13 protein-coding genes and 2 tRNA genes are annotated in these 18,524 nt (G+C 68.6%); 8 read left to right on the top strand and 7 right to left on the bottom strand.

Annotation, left to right across the window (positions count from 1 at the left end; translation table 11 throughout):
* Positions 1-130: 130 nt before the first annotated feature.
* From gyrB to QCD68_RS05715, 5 genes are all read left to right on the top strand, one after another.
* Entirely contained in the window at positions 131-2,152 is a 2,022-nt protein-coding gene (gene gyrB, locus QCD68_RS05735; protein ID WP_301222358.1) for a DNA topoisomerase (ATP-hydrolyzing) subunit B, read from the top strand.
* 112 nt (positions 2,153-2,264) lie between these two features.
* Positions 2,265-4,949 (top strand): DNA gyrase subunit A, encoded by a 2,685-nt coding sequence (gene gyrA, locus QCD68_RS05730; RefSeq protein ID WP_253465853.1) that lies wholly within the window; start codon positions 2,265-2,267, stop codon positions 4,947-4,949.
* Positions 4,942-5,349, top strand: coding sequence for a DUF3566 domain-containing protein (locus tag QCD68_RS05725; RefSeq protein WP_110902908.1), 408 nt, complete (start codon positions 4,942-4,944; stop codon positions 5,347-5,349). The genes gyrA and QCD68_RS05725 overlap by 8 nt, the downstream gene beginning before the upstream one ends.
* Positions 5,350-5,421: 72 nt before the next feature.
* Positions 5,422-5,498: transfer RNA gene (locus QCD68_RS05720), tRNA-Ile, on the top strand.
* A 53-nt stretch (positions 5,499-5,551) separates the two neighbouring features.
* Positions 5,552-5,624 (top strand) — tRNA-Ala (locus QCD68_RS05715).
* Positions 5,625-6,308: 684 nt separating this feature from the next.
* Here QCD68_RS05715 and QCD68_RS05710 read toward each other — a convergent pair.
* Positions 6,309-6,884 carry a hypothetical protein gene (locus QCD68_RS05710; protein ID WP_111075320.1) on the bottom strand — a complete coding sequence of 192 codons (576 nt, stop codon included), beginning with the start codon at positions 6,882-6,884 and terminating at the stop codon, positions 6,309-6,311.
* Positions 6,885-6,998: 114 nt separating this feature from the next.
* Here QCD68_RS05710 and QCD68_RS05705 point away from each other — a divergent pair, with 114 nt between their 5' ends.
* Positions 6,999-7,538 carry a peptidylprolyl isomerase gene (locus QCD68_RS05705; protein ID WP_111043631.1) on the top strand — a complete coding sequence of 180 codons (540 nt, stop codon included), beginning with the start codon at positions 6,999-7,001 and terminating at the stop codon, positions 7,536-7,538.
* 149 nt (positions 7,539-7,687) lie between these two features.
* Positions 7,688-8,395 (top strand): rhomboid family intramembrane serine protease, encoded by a 708-nt coding sequence (locus QCD68_RS05700; protein WP_367316829.1) that lies wholly within the window; start codon positions 7,688-7,690, stop codon positions 8,393-8,395.
* A 984-nt stretch (positions 8,396-9,379) separates the two neighbouring features.
* Here the strand turns inward: QCD68_RS05700 and QCD68_RS05695 are convergent.
* Positions 9,380-9,634: a cell division protein CrgA gene (locus QCD68_RS05695; protein WP_110902913.1), complete on the bottom strand. Its 255-nt coding sequence runs from the start codon at positions 9,632-9,634 to the stop codon at positions 9,380-9,382.
* Between the two features lie 83 nt (positions 9,635-9,717).
* Here QCD68_RS05695 and QCD68_RS05690 point away from each other — a divergent pair, with 83 nt between their 5' ends.
* Complete coding sequence (locus QCD68_RS05690; RefSeq protein WP_111075322.1) at positions 9,718-10,356, top strand: anthranilate synthase component II; 639 nt, start codon at positions 9,718-9,720, stop codon at positions 10,354-10,356.
* A gap of 173 nt (positions 10,357-10,529) precedes the next feature.
* Here QCD68_RS05690 and pknB read toward each other — a convergent pair whose 3' ends face one another.
* From pknB to QCD68_RS05665, 5 genes are all read right to left on the bottom strand, one after another.
* Positions 10,530-12,380 (bottom strand): Stk1 family PASTA domain-containing Ser/Thr kinase, encoded by a 1,851-nt coding sequence (gene pknB, locus QCD68_RS05685; RefSeq protein ID WP_301222356.1) that lies wholly within the window; start codon positions 12,378-12,380, stop codon positions 10,530-10,532.
* A 153-nt stretch (positions 12,381-12,533) separates the two neighbouring features.
* Positions 12,534-14,264: a protein kinase domain-containing protein gene (locus QCD68_RS05680; RefSeq protein WP_301222355.1), complete on the bottom strand. Its 1,731-nt coding sequence runs from the start codon at positions 14,262-14,264 to the stop codon at positions 12,534-12,536.
* On the bottom strand, positions 14,261-15,715 hold the full coding sequence (locus QCD68_RS05675; protein WP_301222354.1) for a peptidoglycan D,D-transpeptidase FtsI family protein: 1,455 nt from the start codon (positions 15,713-15,715) through the stop codon (positions 14,261-14,263). Before QCD68_RS05675 ends, QCD68_RS05680 begins: the two co-directional genes overlap by 4 nt.
* Positions 15,712-17,151 (bottom strand): FtsW/RodA/SpoVE family cell cycle protein, encoded by a 1,440-nt coding sequence (locus QCD68_RS05670; protein ID WP_301222353.1) that lies wholly within the window; start codon positions 17,149-17,151, stop codon positions 15,712-15,714. Before QCD68_RS05670 ends, QCD68_RS05675 begins: the two co-directional genes overlap by 4 nt.
* Positions 17,148-18,518, bottom strand: a complete 1,371-nt coding sequence (locus QCD68_RS05665) for a Stp1/IreP family PP2C-type Ser/Thr phosphatase (RefSeq protein ID WP_301222352.1) — start codon at positions 18,516-18,518, stop codon at positions 17,148-17,150. Before QCD68_RS05665 ends, QCD68_RS05670 begins: the two co-directional genes overlap by 4 nt.
* Between the last annotated feature and the right edge of the window lie 6 nt (positions 18,519-18,524).

Below are 18,524 nucleotides of genomic sequence, written 5' to 3'. Positions count from 1 at the left end.
GACGAAATCATCCATCCGTCTGAGATTCGTCGCTCTGTGGGGCGTACGGCCCCCGGACCCGGGCCTCGCTGCGGTAGACTGGGGAGTGCAGTGTGCGGGCGTTCCGCGCGCAGGCAGGAGCACTCCCGACATGACATCTGAATCTGACGACGACCAGCGAGACCCGCAGAGTGACGAGGCCCAGCCGCAGGAGCAGGCCCCGCAGAGCGAACCATCGTACGGCGCAGACCAGATCCAGGTGCTCGAGGGCCTCGAAGCCGTCCGCAAGCGCCCGGGCATGTACATCGGGTCCACGGGCCCACGTGGTCTCCACCACCTGGTGCAGGAGATCGTCGACAACTCCGTCGACGAGGCCCTGGCCGGGTACTGCGACACGATCAACGTCACCATCCGTGAAGACGGCGGCGTCCGCGTGATCGACAACGGCCGTGGCATCCCCGTGGACATCCACCCCAACGAGGGCATCTCGACGGTCGAGCTCGTCCTGACCGTCCTGCACGCCGGCGGCAAGTTCGGCGGTGGCGGGTACGCGGTCTCCGGTGGTCTGCACGGTGTCGGTTCCTCCGTCGTGAACGCGCTCTCGAGCGAACTCGACGTCGAGGTCCGTCGTCAGGGACACGTCTGGCGCCAGAGCTACACCGACGGTGTCCCGGTGTCGCCGCTGTCCCAGGACGAAGCGTCCGACGAGACCGGCACCACGATCACCTTCTGGCCGAACGCCGAGATCTTCGAGTCGGTCGAGTTCGACTACGAGACGCTGCGCACCCGCTTCCAGCAGATGGCCTTCCTCAACAAGGGCCTGCGCATCACCCTCGTCGACGAGCGCACCCCGGCCGAGGGTGAAGAGGCCCGCAAGGACTCCTTCCGCTACGAGCGCGGTCTCGCCGACTACGTCGAGTACCTCAACGCCCAGAAGAAGGCCGACCTGGTCCACCCGGACGTCATCGGCTTCGAGTCCGAGGACCCGGAGCGCAAGATCGCGCTCGAGGTCGCGATGCAGTGGAACACCTCCTACCAGGAGAGCGTCCACACCTTCGCGAACACGATCAACACGCACGAGGGCGGCACCCACGAAGAGGGCTTCCGCTCCGCACTGACGTACCTGGTGAACAAGTACGCCCGCGAAGCGAAGATCATCAAGGAGAAGGACGACAACCTCACGGGTGACGACATCCGCGAAGGGCTCACCGCCGTCATCTCCATCAAGCTCGGCGAACCGCAGTTCGAGGGCCAGACGAAGACCAAGCTCGGCAACACCGAAGCGAAGGGCTTCGTGCAGCGCGTCGTCGGTGCCGAGCTCACGCACTGGTTCGAGAGCAACCCGACGCAGGCGCGCGACGTCGTGCGCAAGGCGATCCAGGCCTCGCAGGCGCGCCTCGCCGCCCGCAAGGCGCGCGAGACCACGCGACGCAAGGGCCTGCTCGAGTCGGGCGGCATGCCCGGCAAGCTCAAGGACTGCCAGTCGAAGGACCCGACCCTGTCGGAGATCTTCATGGTGGAGGGCGACTCCGCCGGTGGTTCCGCCGTGCAGGGCCGCAACCCGATGACGCAGGCGATCCTGCCGTTGCGCGGCAAGATCCTGAACGTCGAGAAGGCCCGGCTCGACCGCGCCCTCGCCAACCAGGAGATCCAGTCGATGATCACGGCGTTCGGCGCCGGCATCGGCGAGGACTTCGACCCGGACAAGGCCCGGTACCACAAGATCGTGCTGATGGCCGATGCCGACGTCGACGGCCAGCACATCACGACGCTGCTGCTGACGCTGCTGTTCCGCTACATGCGTCCGCTGATCGAGCGCGGCTACGTGTACCTCGCGCAGCCGCCGCTGTACCGCCTGAAGTGGACGAACGCGGCCGACCAGTACGTGTTCAGCGACCGGGAGCGCGACGCCATGCTGCAGGCCGGCATCGCCGCGGGCAAGCGCATCCCGAAGGACAACGGGATCCAGCGCTACAAGGGCCTCGGCGAGATGGACTACAAGGAGCTGTGGGACACCACGATGAACCCGGACACCCGGACGCTCCTGCAGGTCACGCTCGAGGACGCCGCCGCGGTGGACAGCGTGTTCGCCACGCTCATGGGTGAGGACGTCGACGCCCGTCGCCAGTTCATCCAGCAGAACGCGAAGGACGTCCGCTTCTTGGACATCTAGGCCGGGAGGCGCGGCGTGAGCCGCGTCGACCCGACCCGACCCCTCGTGGTCGCGCCCGGCGCGACCAACGGACGACGAGCCTCCAGGCTGTCAAGGAAGGCAACGCAAGCACATGGCTGACGACAACGAGAACGGCGCCGACGAGCCCGAGATCGTGCACGGCGACAGCGGGGACATCGTCGTCTCCGGTGACCGCATCTCGCAGGTCGACCTGCAGCTCGAGATGCAGCGCTCGTACCTCGACTACGCGATGTCCGTCATCGTCGGTCGTGCCCTGCCGGAGGTCCGCGACGGCCTCAAGCCGGTGCACCGCCGCGTGATCTACGCGATGTACGACGGTGGCTACCGTCCGGACCGGGCCTTCTCGAAGTGCTCGCGCGTGGTCGGCGACGTGATGGGGCAGTTCCACCCGCACGGTGACAGCGCGATCTACGACGCGCTGGTCCGCCTCGTGCAGCCGTGGTCGCTGCGGTACCCGCTCGCGCTCGGCCAGGGCAACTTCGGTTCGCCCGGCAACGACGGCGCCGCGGCCCCGCGGTACACCGAGACCAAGATGGCCCCGCTCGCCCTCGAGATGGTGCGGGACATCGAGGAAGAGACCGTCGACTTCCAGGACAACTACGACGGTCGCACCCAGGAGCCGTCGATCCTGCCGGCCCGGTTCCCGAACCTGCTCGTCAACGGCTCCGTCGGCATCGCGGTCGGCATGGCCACGAACATCCCGCCGCACAACCTCCGCGAGGTCGCTTCCGGTGCGGTCTGGGCGCTCGAGCACCCCGACGCCACGCGTGAAGAGCTGCTCGAAGCGCTGATGCAGCGCATCAAGGGCCCGGACTTCCCGACCGGCGCGCAGATCCTCGGCACCCGCGGGATCGTCGACGCCTACCGGACCGGTCGCGGGTCGATCACGATGCGCGCCGTCGTCAGCGTCGAGGAGATCCAGGGCCGCACCTGCCTGGTCGTCACCGAGCTGCCGTACCAGGTCAACCCGGACAACCTGGCGATCAAGATCGCCGAACTCGTCAAGGACGGCCGTCTCGCCGGCGTCGCCGACATCCGCGACGAGACCTCGGGTCGTACCGGTCAGCGCCTGGTCATCGTGCTGAAGCGCGACGCGGTCGCCAAGGTCGTGCTCAACAACCTGTACAAGCACACGCAGCTGCAGGAGAACTTCGGCGCGAACATGCTCGCGATCGTCGACGGGGTGCCCCGCACCCTGGCGCTCGACGGGTTCATCAGCGCGTGGGTCGACCACCAGGTCGAGGTCATCGTCCGCCGGACCCAGTTCCGTCTGCGCGAAGCCGAGAAGCGTGCGCACATCCTGCGCGGCTACCTGGCCGCGCTCGACGCCCTCGACGAGGTCATCGCGCTCATCCGCCGGTCGCCCGACGTCGAGGAGGCCCGCAACGGCCTGATGGAGCTGCTCTCCGTCGACGAGATCCAGGCACGCGCGATCCTCGAACTCCAGCTGCGTCGGCTGGCCGCCCTCGAGCGCCAGAAGATCCACGAGGAGGCCGAAGCCCTCGAGCTGAAGATCGCCGACTTCGAGGACATCCTCGCCCGACCGGAGCGCCAGCGCACGATCATCATCGACGAGCTCACCGAGATCGTCGACCGCTTCGGGGACGACCGGCGCACCGAGATCATGCTCGGCTTCGACGGCGACATGAGCATGGAAGACCTCATCCCCGAGGAAGAGGTCGTCGTCACCATCACGCGCGGTGGGTACGTCAAGCGCACCCGCAGCGACCAGTACCGCTCGCAGCACCGCGGCGGCCGTGGTGTCCGTGGCGCCCAGCTCCGTGCGGACGACGTCGTCGACCACTTCTTCGTCACCACGACGCACCACTGGCTGCTGTTCCTCACCGACCAGGGCCGCGTCTACCGGGCCAAGGCGTACGAGCTGCAGGAAGCCGGGCGTGACGCCAAGGGCCAGCACTCCGCGAACCTCCTGGCCATGCAGCCGGACGAGAAGATCCAGCAGGTCCTCGACATCCGCGACTACGAGGCGGCGCAGTACCTGGTGCTCGCCACCGAGCAGGGTCTCGTGAAGAAGACCGCGCTCACCGAGTACGACACCAACCGCACCGGTGGCATCATCGCGATCAACCTCCGCGAGGGCGACAAGCTCCGGTCCGCACTGCTCGTCGACGAGCACGACGACCTGCTGCTGGTGTCGCGCCACGGGATGTCGCTGCGCTTCACCGCGACGAACGACACGCTCCGCCCGATGGGTCGCTCGACCTCCGGCGTGAAGGGCATGTCCTTCCGCGGGGACGACTCGCTGCTGTCGGCATCGGTCGTCTCGGACGACGGCTTCGTCTGGGTGATGACCGAGGGTGGCTACGCCAAGCGCACCTCGGTCGACCAGTACCGCATCCAGGGCCGTGGTGGTCTCGGCATCAAGGTGGCCCGTCTGGCCGCCGATCGAGGCGACCTGGTGGGTGCCCTGATCGTCGGTGAGGACGACGAGGTGCTCGTCGTGCTGCAATCGGGCAAGGTGGTAAGGTCTGCCGTGGCCGAGGTCCCAGCCAAGGGCCGGGACACGATGGGGGTCGTCTTCGCGCGGTTCGCGGAGAACGACCGGATCATCGCTGTGGCCCGCAACAGTGAGCGGAACCTGGACGACCAGGAGGACGCCGAGATCGAGCCTGCAGGCCCGGTCGAGACCGTCAGCCCGGACGAAGCGGTCGCCGACGCCGCCGACGCAGAGCTCGTGGAGGAAGTCTCCACCGACGCACTGCCCACCGACGCCGCGCCTGTCGAGGCCGGAGAGGACGAGTCAAGCAATGAGTAGTGTCGCCGAGAAGCTCCAGCGGAAGGCGAAGCGGCCCGTCGGGACTCGTCAGGTCCGACTCCGCCTGGTCTACGTCGACTTCTGGTCGATGGTGAAGCTGTCCTTCCTCATCGCCCTGGCCGGCTCGATCGTGATCGTCGTCGCCACGGCGCTGGTGTGGGTCATCCTCAACCAGACCGGTGTGTTCGACCAGATCGACAGCCTGTTGAAGGACGTCACCGGTCAGAACAGTTACTCGATCATGGACCAGTTCTCGCTGGGCCAGGTCCTCGGGTTCTCGATCGTCGTCGGCATCCTCAACGTCGTCGTCGGGACCGTCCTCGGCGCCATCGTCAGCGTCCTGTACAACCTCAGCGTGCGGATCACGGGCGGCGTGCTCGTGGGCTTCACCAACAACTGACCCGGTCCGGGTGGGCCGACTCGCTCGATTTCGCTCCGGCGCGATCGTGGGGTAGGCTTTCATCCGGTCTGAGGGGCTATAGCTCAGGCGGTTAGAGCGCTTCGCTGATAACGAAGAGGTCCAAGGTTCAAGTCCTTGTAGCCCCACCACAATTCAACTCCCGCGTCGGAAGTCTCGGCGTTGCGGCCCGTTCGGTCGCTTCGGGGCCTTAGCTCAGTTGGTAGAGCGCTGCCTTTGCAAGGCAGATGTCAGGAGTTCGAATCTCCTAGGCTCCACTCGAGAAGCCCCTGGTTGCGATTGCGTCGCTGCCCAGGGGCTTCGTTCTGTTCCCATACGCGCCGCCGCCCCTGTGGCGCGGGCGTCATGCGTTGGTGCGTTCGGCGCGTCGGGGTCGTCGGTGTGCCCGTTGAGGGCTGCCCGGGCTCGATGGCTCGGCGTGCCCACCCTCGGTCCGCCGGCTCGCCGTGGGTCTGGCGTCGAGAGGTCACGAGTCGTCGGTTGGCGGGCCTCCAGGCGACGGTTCGTGACCGGTCGGCGGATCTCCTGCGGGGTGTCGTGGCCGGTCGTGCGGCGGCGCCTGGTGGCCGAGGTCGCAGGACCTGCCGTGTGGTGGTCGTCGAGGTCGCCCGAACTGCCGGGGCCGGCGACGTGCGGCGGCAGGTTGTGCGACGTCGGCGGGTGGGTGGCGGCGTGTTGTGCGACCTCGACGCCGGGAGGTGGCGTGTGGCCGAGGTCGCAGGACGTGCCGTGTGGTGGTCGCCGAGGTCGTCCGACCTGCCGGGTCCGGCGCCGGGCAGCGGCAGGTTGTGCGACGTCGGTGGGTGGGTGTCGGCGTGTTGTGCGACCTCGCGGCGAGGGGCAGGGACGAGGGCGGGGTTCGGCGGGCGCGAGGGCACGGGCACCCGGGGACGACGAAGGGCCCCGGCGCAGTGCCGGGGCCCTTCGAGCGAACCAGGAGATCAGGCGGCGGGCTTGCCCGCGTTGTCCGCGTCATCGGCGACCCAGAGGTCGTCGTCGGCACGGAGCGTCTGGTACGCGGCGTACGCAGCACCGGCGACTGCCACGACACCGACGATGATGAGGGCGACCCCACCGAAACCGATGCCCTTCTTCGGTGCGACGGCCGGAACGTACTTGCCGGCAGCCTTGCGCGCGGTCTTGCTGCGCTTCTGTGCTTCCTTCACGATCTTCTGTACGCGGGGGTCCTTCGCCAGGTCCCCGACGCTGAGCACGGAGCCAGCGGTGGAGATGAGGCCGGGAACGACCTCCGACTGGAACCGGTGCGAGGCGTTCTGTGCTGCCGAGGTCGCAGCGTGCACCCCGGTCGCGACCGCGGGACGGAGCCCGTTGTCGATCGCGTTCTGCACGCGGGGAGCGAAGTCCTTGCGCGCAGCATCTGCCGCGTGCTCACGGGCCTCGGTCAGGATGGCGTTCGCGTGCTCCAGGACCTTCCGCTGCTCACCGAGCAGTGAGGCGGTCTTGCCCTTGAGCTTCTTGATCTGCTTCCGGCGCTTGCGCGGGATCTCGATCGACATTCGGTACCTCCATGGCTCGACGTGACCCCATCCTGCCACCCGAGTGCCTGACAGGTCACAGAACCCCGGCTGTGGGTCCCGTGCACATCCAGCGGCACATGCGAGAATCGGGTCATGTCTCTGCACACCGCTGTCGCAACGATCCACACCAACAAGGGCGACATCCGCGTCAACCTGTTCGGCAACCACGCACCGAAGACCGTCCAGAACTTCGTCGGTCTCGCGACCGGCACCCAGGAGTGGACGCACCCCGGCACCGGCAAGGTGTCGACCGACAAGCTCTACGACGGTGTCGTCTTCCACCGCATCATCAAGGACTTCATGATCCAGGGCGGCGACCCGCTCGGTCAGGGCATCGGCGGCCCGGGCTACCGCTTCGACGACGAGATCTCCCCGGAGCTCACGTTCCAGAACCCGTACATCTTCGCCATGGCGAACGCCGGCCTGCAGGGTGGCCGTGGCACCAACGGCTCGCAGTTCTTCATCACCACGGTGGCGACTCCCTGGCTGCAGGGAAAGCACACCATCTTCGGTGAGGTCGCCGACGACGAGTCGCGTGCCGTCGTCGACGCGATCGAGGGTGTCCCGACCGACGGTCGTGACAAGCCCGTCGAGGACGTCGTCATCCAGAGCATCGACGTCGAGGACGTCTGAACCGAGTGACCGACTCCACCTCGGCTTCGTCCAACACCTGTTACCGGCACCCTGACCGGCAGAGCTTCGTGCTCTGCCAGCGCTGCGGGCGAACCATCTGCCCGGAGTGCCAGACGCCGGCAGCGGTCGGGGTGCACTGCCCCGAGTGCGTGCGTGAGCAGCGGGCGAAGTTCACCGAGAACCGTCGCGCTTCCGGTCCGAGCAGCCTCACGGTCGCTCGGCGCCGGTTCGCGATGCTCGACCAGAAGGGGACCGTCGTCCTCATCGCGGTCTCGGTCGTCATCTGGTTGCTCGACCGTCTGTCGGGTGGGTTCCTGAGCCAGTGGCTCGCGTACAACTCGGCCCTGCTGCCGACCCAGCCGTGGCGCATCGTCACCGTGCTGTTCGTGCACTCGGGCGTCTTCCACATCCTGTTCAACATGTGGGCGCTGTTCATCTTCGGACGGATGCTCGAGAACATGTTGGGGACGTGGCGGTTCCTGGCGCTCTACTTCATCTCGGGCATCGCCGGTTCGATGCTCGTGACGTTCCTGGCTCCGGGGACATGGGTCGTCGGCGCCTCGGGAGCGATCTTCGGGTTGTTCGCGGCGTTCTTCGTCCTGCAGCGCAGCCTCGGCAACAACGCCGTGCAGTTGCTCGTGATCATCGGGCTCAACCTGGTGATCGGGTTCCTGCCCGGCACGAACATCTCGTGGCAGGCCCACGTCGGCGGCGTCCTCGCGGGCTTCGTGACCGGGTTCGTGTTCTCGCGGACGCGCAACGTCCGGCAGCGCGGGTTGCAGATGACGCTGCTCGCCCTGGAGGCCGTGGTCGCCATCGCGCTCTGCTTCGTCGGGTACGCGGTCACCACCGGCTGACGCCTCCGCAGGTCCACCAGAACGCCTCGTCGCTTTCGCGACGGGGCGTTCTGTCATTGCGTCTCGTCCTGTCCTGTGGCGATGCGTCGCATCGCACCTCTTCCCGGTCCGGTCCGGTCCGATCCGATCCGATCCGGTCGGGCCGTATCGCGCCGGGTCGCGTCCTGTCAGGCCGTCATGCTGCGCGCCGAGCTGGGCGTGCCGTGTGGTGCCGAGACTCGCCGAGTCTTGGCATCCCGTCCAGTGCTGGGTGTCCCGTGCCGCTCTGGGCGTGCAGTGTCGTGACGGGTGTGCAGTGTCGTGCAGAGACTCGCCGTCCCCTCATGTCCCTTGCTGGGCGTGCCGTGTGGTGCCGACACTCGCAGTGCCGTGCCGAGACTTGCCGAGTCTCGCCCTCCCGTGCCGTGCTGTGTTTCGATGCCGTGCCGCGTGCCGCGTGCCGCGTGCCGCGTGCGGCGTGCGGCGTGCGGCTTGCGGTGGCGGGCCGTGCCGCGTTGCTGTACCCAGTGCCGAGTGCCGAGTGCCGAGTGCCGAGTGCCGAGTGCTGTGCGGGGTTGGGATGGGGGCCGTGCCCTGCCGTGCAGCGATGCCGCGCCGGCCGGGCGCGAGCGACGCTTGCCGGGCGCTGACCAGCGTTCGGTTGGTCTCCCGACGACGACGAGTTCCGGCAGGTCCCCGCGCCCACCGCCTGCTTCTCCACACCACTCCGTCGAGTTATCCACAGTTGGGGACAAATCGGTGAGTTACACCGGTGTGATTATCCCCACTGTGGAGGCGCCTGTGGAGAACTCCGGGGCGGGGGTGGGGACAACCGTGTGGAGAACGCGCCGATCTGTGGAGAACCGCGTCGAGCCTCCCGAGCGGCCCGTTCCCACCCTCATTGCTTGTGGACAGTGGCGACTGGATCTGGTGTCGGGACCAACGACGACGCCCGTCGCACCGGAACCGGTGCGACGGGCGTCGAGGAAGCGTTCGAGCGGGGGGTCAGCGCCACCGCGTGGTCATGAGGAAGCCGACGAACATGATGCCGAAGCCGATCAGGATGTTCCACGAGTTCAGCGACGGGACCGGAAGCGTGCCGCCGGAGACGTAGAAGACGATGACCCATGCGAGTCCGATCAGCATGAAGCCGAACATGACGGGCTTGAACCACACGGGGTTCGGCTGGTCCCCCGCGGTGTCGACCGAGTCGGCTCGGGTCGTCCGGGCGGGCTTGGTGCGGTCCTTGTCCATGGCCATGGCCGGTATCCTACCGTCACCATGCGTGAGTTCCGGCCTCGTCGGACGTGACTCACATCCCCCACGAGTACGGTGAACGGCCAATGACCAAGATCCTCGTCGTCGACAACTACGACAGCTTCGTGTACACCCTCAACGGCTACGTCCAGCAGCTCGGTGCGGACACCGACGTCGTGCGCAACGACGCCTTCCCGGAGAGCGAGATCGCCGACCGGATCGCCGAGTACGACGGCGTGCTGCTGTCTCCCGGCCCGGGCACCCCCGCCGACGCCGGCGTCTCGATCCCGACCGTGCGTGCGGCCATCGCGGCAGACAAGCCCCTGCTGGGCGTCTGCCTCGGACACCAGGCGATCGCCGAGGCCCTCGGCGCCACGGTCACGCACGCCGACGAGCTCATGCACGGCAAGACGTCGCAGGTCGACCACGACGACAGCGTGCTCTTCACCGGTGTCCCGCACCCCTTCACAGCGACGCGGTACCACTCGCTGGCGATCGTCGACGGCACGGTCCCGGACGAGCTGACGATCACGGCCCGGACCGCAGGCGGCGTGATCATGGGCGTGCAGCACCGTGGCGCGCCGGTCTACGGCGTGCAGTTCCACCCGGAGTCCGTCCTCACCGAGGGTGGCTACCGGATGGTCGGCAACTGGCTCGAGACGGCCGGCCTCAGTGGCGCTGCCGAGCGGGCTGCCGGACTCGGACCGCTCATCTCCGGACGCTGACCACCCGACGGCTGACCACCAGGCACGCTCCGGCCATGTCGATGGAGTCGGCTCGACCGGTCGTTCCGGCCTGACGAGTCGAGTCGGCTGACCGGTCGCGGCGTGCCGGTCGTGTCGGCCCGGCCGTTCACGTCGGCCTGATCGGTCGCCGCCAGGACGTCCGACCCGAGTGGTCAGTTGCCGCCGTCGCCCGGGTTCAGCGAGCCGCCGCCGCCGTTCGTCGCGCCGCCACCGGTGGCCGCACCGCCGCCGTCGGACGTGCCGCCACCGGGTGCCGGCTGGCGCGACGGCTGCCGCTGCGGCTGTGCCGAGGCTGCGCAGTAGGTCAGGGTGACCGTGGTGCCCTGAGGGACGTCGCCGGCGGGCACGCTCTGCTGCGTGACCGTGGTGCCGGTGCAGGCGTACGACGGCGCGGACTGGACGGTGAGTCCCTTGCCGGCGAGCGTGGACCGGGCGGTGTCAAAGGGCTGCTGTGTGACGTCCGGCAGCTGGACCTTGCCGTTCGACACGACGAGGTTCACGACCGAGCCCTTGGCCTGGGTGACGCCCGACGCCGGGTCACTGCTCAGGACCGTGCCCTCGGGCACCGTCGGCGAGTAGTCCGAGCTGACCGCGCCGACCGAGAAGCCCGCAGCGTCCAGGGCCTTGGTGGCGGCGTCCTGCGTCTGCGACCGGACGTCCGGCACGGCGATCTGCTCCGGTCCGGTCGACACGACGACCCGGATCTCCTGGTCACGGGCGACGGAGGTCTTGGCGTCCGGCACGGTCCGGATCACGTCGTCCTTGTCGACGCTGTCCGAGGGTTCGTCGTCGCGCGCGGCCTTCAGCCCGCGACGCTCGAGCGTCGCCTGGGCTTGGTCGTAGGTCTGGCCGGCGACGCTGGGCACCTTGATCGATGAACTGACCGGCGGCTTGCCCGGCTCGAGGTTCGCGACGAAGTAGGCGACGGCGGCGATGACCGCGATGGTCAGGACGATCCCGAGCCAGATCCAGGCGACGGGGGGCCGGTTCTGGGTCCGCTGGGGTCGGCGCTCCGAGGTGTCGTCGAGTTCGCGGAAGGCGACGTCGGCGTTGGCGGCCGCACGGGGGTTGACCCCGAACAGCAGCGCGGCGTCGTCCGCCGCCGCGGCCGCGAGCTTCTTCTTCGAGATCGGGACGTGTCCGGCGGCGGCCTGCTGCAGGTCGCGGCGGAACTCCGCAGCGTTCTGGAACCGACGGGTGCGGTCCTTCACGAGGGCGTGGAGGGTGACCGCGTCGAGTGCCGGTGAGACCGTCGACGTCATCGTGGACGGTGCGACGGGCTGCTCGCTGACGTGCTGGTAGGCGACGGCCACCGGGGAGGCACCGCGGAAGGGCGGGTGTCCGGTGAGCAGCTCGAACAGCACGATGCCGGTCGAGTACAGGTCGGTGCGGGCGTCGACGACCTCGCCGCGGGCCTGCTCCGGGGAGAAGTACGACGCGGTGCCGAGGATCGACGTGGTCTGCGCCACCGTGGCCGACGTGTCCGTGATCGCTCGGGCGATGCCGAAGTCCATCACCTTGACCTGGCCCGAGTGGGTGATCATGACGTTCGCGGGCTTGATGTCGCGGTGGACGACACCGGCGCGGTGGGAGAACTCGAGTGCCGTGAGGATGCCCTCGACGATGCGCGCGGCTTCTTCCTGCACGACCGGACCCTCGGCGACGATCTCGCTCAGCGGGCGGCCCTCGACGTACTCCATGACGATGAAGGGGACCTGCACCTCGGCGCCCGAGGACTCGCGCACGGTCTCTTCGCCGGCGTCGTAGACACGGACGATCGTCGGGTGGGCCATGCGGGCCGCCGCTTGCGCCTCTTGCCGGAAGCGCGTGCGGAACGCCGGGTCGTTCGCGAGACTCGGCTTGAGCAGCTTCACGGCCACTCGCCGGCCCAGTCGCGTGTCGGTGCCCACGTGCACGGTGGCCATGCCGCCGCGTCCGATGACGTCACCGATCTCGTACCGGTTGGCGAGGAGCGTGATCCCCGCGGTCACACCTTCAGGCACGTACTCCTCCGAATGTCCGTCCGGGCAAGTGTACGGCAGGGGTCTCTGGGGGGACGCTGGCTGGCCGTGCTCCACGAGCAACCGTTACCGGAACGTGGCGAGGCCCCGACACGTTCCGTGTCGGGGCCTCGCGGGGGTGGTGCAGGTGGTGCGTCAGTCCTGCGGCGTCGCCGTCGAGGTCGGCGCGTCCGTCGGCTCAACGGGGGCGACCCACGTGGCGGTGGCCGGGTCCGAGGTGCTCGACGCGGCGAGGTTGCCGCACGTCACCGTGTAGGACAGCGTGACGTCGTCGCCGGCCTGGTCGGCCTGGATGTCCACCGACGTCTCCGAGGTGTCACCGCTCGTGGCGCCGCTGGAGTCCTTGCCGCCGGAGACCGTCCACGAGTACTTCGAGACGGTGTACCCGGTCGGGCAGGTGGCGGTCGACCAGCTGAACGTCACGGCTCCGGTGGCGGAGACCGCGCCGGCGCTCGGGGTGTTCGGCTTGTTGACCGACGGCGGCGCGGTGTACTCACGCAGGGTGATGAGTGTGCCGTCCGACAGGCTGCCGGTGGGGCTGATCGACTGCACCGTGTTCGCCTGCTCGGCGGTCTCGGCCGGGTCGCCGTCCTGCACCTGGACGGCGAAGCCCATGCTCTGCAGTTCGGTCTGGACCTGGTCGGTCGCCCGCCCGATGTAGTCGGCGGGGTTGATCGTCGTCCGGGTCTCGGTCGGGGTGGCCGACGGTTCCTGGCTCGGCGCCTGCGACCTCGTCTGCGACGGAGCACTGCTCTGCGACGATGACGGCTTGGTGTCCGGGTCGGCGTTCGCGAAGACGAGCACCCCGATCACGATCGCCGCGATGAGCACGACGGCGCCGACGAGCCACCAGATCCAGGCGCGGCTCTTCTTCTCGTCGGTGTCTTCCTCGGGACCGGCGGGGCTGCGCGGCGCACCGCCACCGACGACCGGCGCGTTCGCCTGGGTGCCGATGAGGGCGGTGGCGGCGTCGTTGCCCGGGGGCGGGTTGAACGCGACCGTCCCGGCGCCGCCGATGGCCGGCACCGCCACGGTCGCCGCAGCGACGTCACCACGACGGAGGGCCTGGGCGGCGCGGGCGAGGTTCGCCGCGGTCGCCGGACGGTCGGCGGGCTTCTTCGCGATGCAGGACATCACGAGGGCGGCCACCGGCTCCGGGACGGTCCCCGGCAGCGCGGGCGGCTGGTCGTTGATGTGTGCCATCGCGATGGCGACCTGCGACTCGCCCGTGAAGGGTCGACGACCCGCCAGGCACTCGTACGCGACGATGCCGAGCGAGTACACGTCCGTCGACGGCGAGGCGGGGTGGCCGCTCGCCTGCTCCGGCGACAGGTACTGGACGGTGCCCATGACCTGGCCGGTCGCGGTGAGCGGGACCTGGTCGGCGATGCGGGCGATCCCGAAGTCGGTGATCTTGACGCGGCCGTCCGGCGTGATGAGCAGGTTGCCCGGCTTGATGTCGCGGTGCACCAGGCCGACGGCGTGCGCTGCCTGCAGGGCGTTCGCGGTCTGGGCGACGATGTCGAGGACCTTGTCGACGGGCAGGGTGTGCTCGCGCTCGATCATCGTGGACAGTGCTTCGCCGGGGACGAGCTCCATCACGAGGTAGGCGCTGCCGTCTTCCTCGCCGTAGTCGAACACGTTGGCGATGCCCTCGTGGTTGACGAGTGCGGCGTGCCGGGCCTCGGCGCGGAAGCGCTCGAGGAACCCGGGGTCGCCGAGGTACTCGTCCTTGAGGATCTTCAGGGCGACGGTGCGCCCGATGACGAGGTCAGTCGCCTGCCACACCTCTCCCATGCCGCCGATGGCGACTCGGGAGGAGAGCTGGTACCGCCCACCGAAGGTGAGTCCGCTGGTGGGTCTCATTTGTTCAGCACCGCCTCCATGACCTTCTTCGCGACGGGAGCCGCGACCGTGTTGCCGACTCCGGACTGCCCGAGCCCGCCGCCGTTCCCGACGACCACGGCGACCGCGACCTCCGGGTCCTTGGCCGGGGCGAAGCCCGTGAACCAGAGAGTGTAGGGATCGCCCGTGCCGCCCTCGGCCGTGCCGGTCTTGCCGGCGACATCGACACCGTCGATCTTCGCATTCGTTCCGGTCCCCGCGTTCACGACGCTCTGCATCGCTTCGGTCAGGTCGGACGCCGCGTCGGACGACAGCGGGGCGCTGTACTGCTTCGGCGAGAACGAGTCGACCGTCTTCAGGTCGCTCGTCTCGATCGACTCGACGAGCGACGGCTGCATGACGCGGCCGCCGTTCGCGATGCCGGCGGAGACCATCGCCATCTGCAGCGGGGTCACGCGGTCGCTGGCCTGGCCGAACGAGCTGAGCATGAGCTCGGCCGTCGACTCGGGCTCCGGGTACTGGCTCGGGGTCGCCGAGGTCGGCACGTCGATGACGTTGCCGAAGCCGTACTCCTCCGCGGTCTTCTTGATCGTCTCGTAGCCGAGCTTCCGGCCGAGTTCGGCGAACGGGATGTTGCACGAGTACTGGATCGCGACGCGGAGCTTCACCTGGTCGCCACCGCCACAGCTGCCACCCTCGGCGTTGTTGATCCGTGAGCTGCTGCCCGGCAGGGTCAGGGTCGAGGGGTTCGGCAGTGTCGAGTCGAGCGTGTAGTCGCCGCTCGCCAGGGCCGCGGAGGCGACCACGAGCTTGAACACCGATCCGGGCGTGTACAGGTCGCCGGCGATGGCACGGTTCGCCAGCGGCTTCGAGGCGTCGGCCTCGAGCGCCTGGTAGCGCGCGATGACGTCCTTGGTGTCGTGCGAGGTGAGGGTGTTGGGGTCGTAGCCCGGCTTCGACACCATCGCCAGGATCTTGCCCGTCTTCGGCTGGATCGCGACGACGGCACCGGTGTTCGCGCCGAGGGCGTCGTACGCGGCCTGCTGCACGTCAGGGTCGATCGTCAGGTTGACGTTGTCGCCCTGGATGTCCTGTCCGGTGAGGATCGCGTTGAGGTTCTGGAAGAACGAGTCGTCGCTGTTGCCCGACAGCACGGCGTTCTCGGCGCTCTCGATGCCCGAGTTGCCCTGGCCGATCGTGAAGTAGCCGGTGACGGCCGAGTAGAGCGCGCCGTTGTTGTACTTGCGCTGGTACTGGTACTGGTCGTCGACCGCGGTGGACTCGGCGATCGGCTTGCCGTCGACCAGGATCGCCCCGCGCTTGGTCGAGTAACTGTCCAGGATGGTTCGGGAGTTCCGGCTGTCGGCACGGAGCGAGTCCGCCGCGAAGAACTGGATGGACGTCGTCGACACGAAGAGCGCGACGAACATGAGCACGACGACGGTCGAGACGCCGCGGAGTTGGCGGTTCACCGGCGCTCCTTCCTGGACCGGCCACGGCCGGTGTTGCCCCGCTCCGACAACGCACCCTGTTGGATGCGCTGTTCGGCGGGGATCGATTCGGTCAGCCGCAGCAGCATCGCCGCGATGATCCAGTTCGCCACGAGGGACGAACCACCTGCCGCCATGAACGGCGTGGTGAGTCCGGTGACCGGGATGATCCGGGTGATGCCACCGACGACGACGAAGACCTGCAGGGCGATCGTGAAGCCGAACCCGATGCCGAGCAGCTTGCCGAAGTCGTCCTGCGCCATGAAGCCGACGCGGATGCCCCGGGAGACCAGGACCACGAACAGGCCGAGGATCGCGAAGACCCCGATCAGCCCGAGCTCTTCACCGAGCGAGGCGATGATGTAGTCCGCGTTGGCCACCGGTGTGATGTACGGCCGGCCCTGCCCGAGCCCGGTGCCGGTGATCCCGCCGTTGGCGAAGCCGAACAGGCCCTGCACGAGCTGGTAGCTGCCCTGCGTCTGTCGCAGGAAGATCTGCTGGTCGAACGGGTCGAGCCACTGCTGGAACCGGCCCTGCACGTAGACCAGGACGCTCGCCGCGACGAGGGCGCCGCCGATGAACAGCACGAGGCCGATCACGACCCAGCTGAGCCGGGCGGTCGCGACGTAGATCATCACGAGGAACAGGCCGAAGTACAGCAGGGCGGTGCCGAGGTCGCGCTGGAAGACCAGCACGCTCATCGCCACACCCCAGATGATGAGGATCGGGCCGAGGTCACGGGCCCGCGGGAAGGTCATGCCGAGGAACTTCCGGCCGACGATCGACAGGCTGTCCCGCGCGGTGACCAGGTAACCGGCGAAGAACAGCGCCATCGTGATCTTCGCGAGCTCACCCGGCTGGAACGAGAACGGTCCGATCCGGATCCAGACCCGTGCACCGCCGATGTTCGTGCCGATGCCGGGCAGCATCGGCAGCAGGAGCAGCACGATGGTGAGCAGCATGAAGATGTAGCGGTAGCGCTGCAGGAACCGGTGGTTGCGCACGAGCAGGATCGTGATGATCGCGAACACCATCGCCAGCAGGGTCCACGCGATCTGCTTGACGCCGATCGCCGCCCACCCGGAGGCGCCGTTGTGGATGTCGATCCGGTAGATCTCGGCGATCCCGATGCCGTTGAGCACGAGGGCCACCGGCAGGATGAAGGGGTCGGCGTTCTTCGCGACGACGCGCAGGATGACGTGCATCACGAGCGCCAGGCCGAGGATCGAGGCCGCGGTCCAGAGCACCGAGGTGTCGAAGACGCGGCCCTTGGTGCCGAGCTGCACGAGCACCATCGCACCGCCGCAGATGCCGCAGGCGATGACGAGCAGCACGAGCTCGAGGTTCCGGGCGCGCGCGGGCTCCCGGAGCTTGATCGTGATCGCCTGGGTCAACGAGGGTGCGGTCGTGGCGCTCATCGTGCGCTCCTCGACGGGGAGGGTGACGGGGATCGGGGCGTTGCGGACCCCGAGGGGGAGGCGGACGGTGACGACGTCGGGGAGTCTCCCGAGCCTCCCGTCCCGCTCTGGTCCTGACCGGTCTCGGCGGCGGTGCGCAGCCGGTCGACGATCGCGCGGGCGTCCTGCAGGGACGTCGCGTTGATCGTCGAGCGGACGTTCTCACGCGTGTAGTCGGGGAGCTCGGTCAGCGAGATGTCGGTGTCCTCGTAGACGTCGGACAGCGCGATCGGCCCGATGGACTGCTGCACGCCCTTGTAGATCGCCACCGAGCCGCGGTCCGTGCCCACGTAGTAGTGGTCCTGCACGATCCGGTAGCCCAGGAAGAGCGCGCCGATCAGCGCCAGGATCGCGATGACGAGTGCGATCGACCACGAGACCCGACGACGCACCCGGCGGCGGCGGTCCTCGGCGATGAGCTCGGCGAAGTACTGGTCCGACTCCGGCTCGAAGTGCGAGTCCTCCGGAGCGGCCGACACCTTGAGCGGGTGCAGCAGGATCGTGGGGAGGCGGATCGGCTTGCGGCCGGTCGACGCCTCGAAGGTCAGCGGGGCGGCGGCCGAGCCGACCGTGGTGGCCGCGTCGTCGTCGTCGCCCGGCTCGGAGTCGGTGACGTCGAGCACGACGACCGTGACGTTGTCCGGGGCGCCGTGGTCGAGCGTCTCCTTGACCAGACGCTGCGTGACCTGGTTGGCGTCCATCGTGGAGGCGAGCGCGTGCCGGATCCGCTCTTCTGCCAGGTACGACGACAGCCCGTCGGAGCAGAGCAGCCACCGGTCACCCGGGCGGATGTCCATGATCGCGGTGTCGACCTCGGGCGCGGCGTCGACGTCGCCGAGCACGCGCATGAGGACCGAGCGGCGCGGGTGCACCGCGGCTTCCTCGGGCGTGATCCGCCCGCTGTCGACGAGTCGCTGCACGAACGTGTGGTCGGAGGTGATCTGCTGCAGTTCGCCGTCACGCCAGCGGTAGATGCGGGAGTCGCCGATGTGGGCGATCGCCAGCTGGTCGCCGACCCGGATCATGGCGCTCACCGTGGTGCCCATGCCGGTGAGCTCTTGGTGCTCGAACACGGTCTCGGTGATGAGCTGGTTCGCGGCGATGAGTGCCGACTGCAGTGCGAACTCGGCGTCGTGTGCCGAGGGGAACTCGCGGTCGACCTCTCGGATGCGCCGGATGGCGATCGCGGAGGCGACGTCGCCGCCGGCGTGCCCGCCCATGCCGTCGGCCACCGCGAACAGGTGCTGCCCGGCGTAGCCGGAGTCCTGGTTGTTCGCGCGGATGCGTCCGACGTGGGACACAGCGGCGCTCAGCGTGCGAGCCGTCATCCGGGA

It is taken from the genome of Curtobacterium sp. PsM8 (assembly GCF_030433875.1).
In the GTDB taxonomy this organism is placed as follows: Bacteria; Actinomycetota; Actinomycetes; order Actinomycetales; family Microbacteriaceae; genus Curtobacterium.
This window is presented reverse-complemented; position numbering and strand designations above follow the sequence as displayed.

Coding starts and splice junctions, on each gene's coding strand:
- gyrB (WP_301222358.1), top strand. CDS start 131: ATGACATCTGAATCTGACGACGACCAGCGAGACCCGCAGAGTGACGAG.
- gyrA (WP_253465853.1), top strand. CDS start 2,265: ATGGCTGACGACAACGAGAACGGCGCCGACGAGCCCGAGATCGTGCAC.
- QCD68_RS05725 (WP_110902908.1), top strand. CDS start 4,942: ATGAGTAGTGTCGCCGAGAAGCTCCAGCGGAAGGCGAAGCGGCCCGTC.
- QCD68_RS05710 (WP_111075320.1), bottom strand. CDS start 6,884: ATGTCGATCGAGATCCCGCGCAAGCGCCGGAAGCAGATCAAGAAGCTC.
- QCD68_RS05705 (WP_111043631.1), top strand. CDS start 6,999: ATGTCTCTGCACACCGCTGTCGCAACGATCCACACCAACAAGGGCGAC.
- QCD68_RS05695 (WP_110902913.1), bottom strand. CDS start 9,634: ATGGCCATGGACAAGGACCGCACCAAGCCCGCCCGGACGACCCGAGCC.
- QCD68_RS05690 (WP_111075322.1), top strand. CDS start 9,718: ATGACCAAGATCCTCGTCGTCGACAACTACGACAGCTTCGTGTACACC.
- QCD68_RS05680 (WP_301222355.1), bottom strand. CDS start 14,264: ATGAGACCCACCAGCGGACTCACCTTCGGTGGGCGGTACCAGCTCTCC.
- QCD68_RS05670 (WP_301222353.1), bottom strand. CDS start 17,151: ATGAGCGCCACGACCGCACCCTCGTTGACCCAGGCGATCACGATCAAG.
- QCD68_RS05665 (WP_301222352.1), bottom strand. CDS start 18,518: ATGACGGCTCGCACGCTGAGCGCCGCTGTGTCCCACGTCGGACGCATC.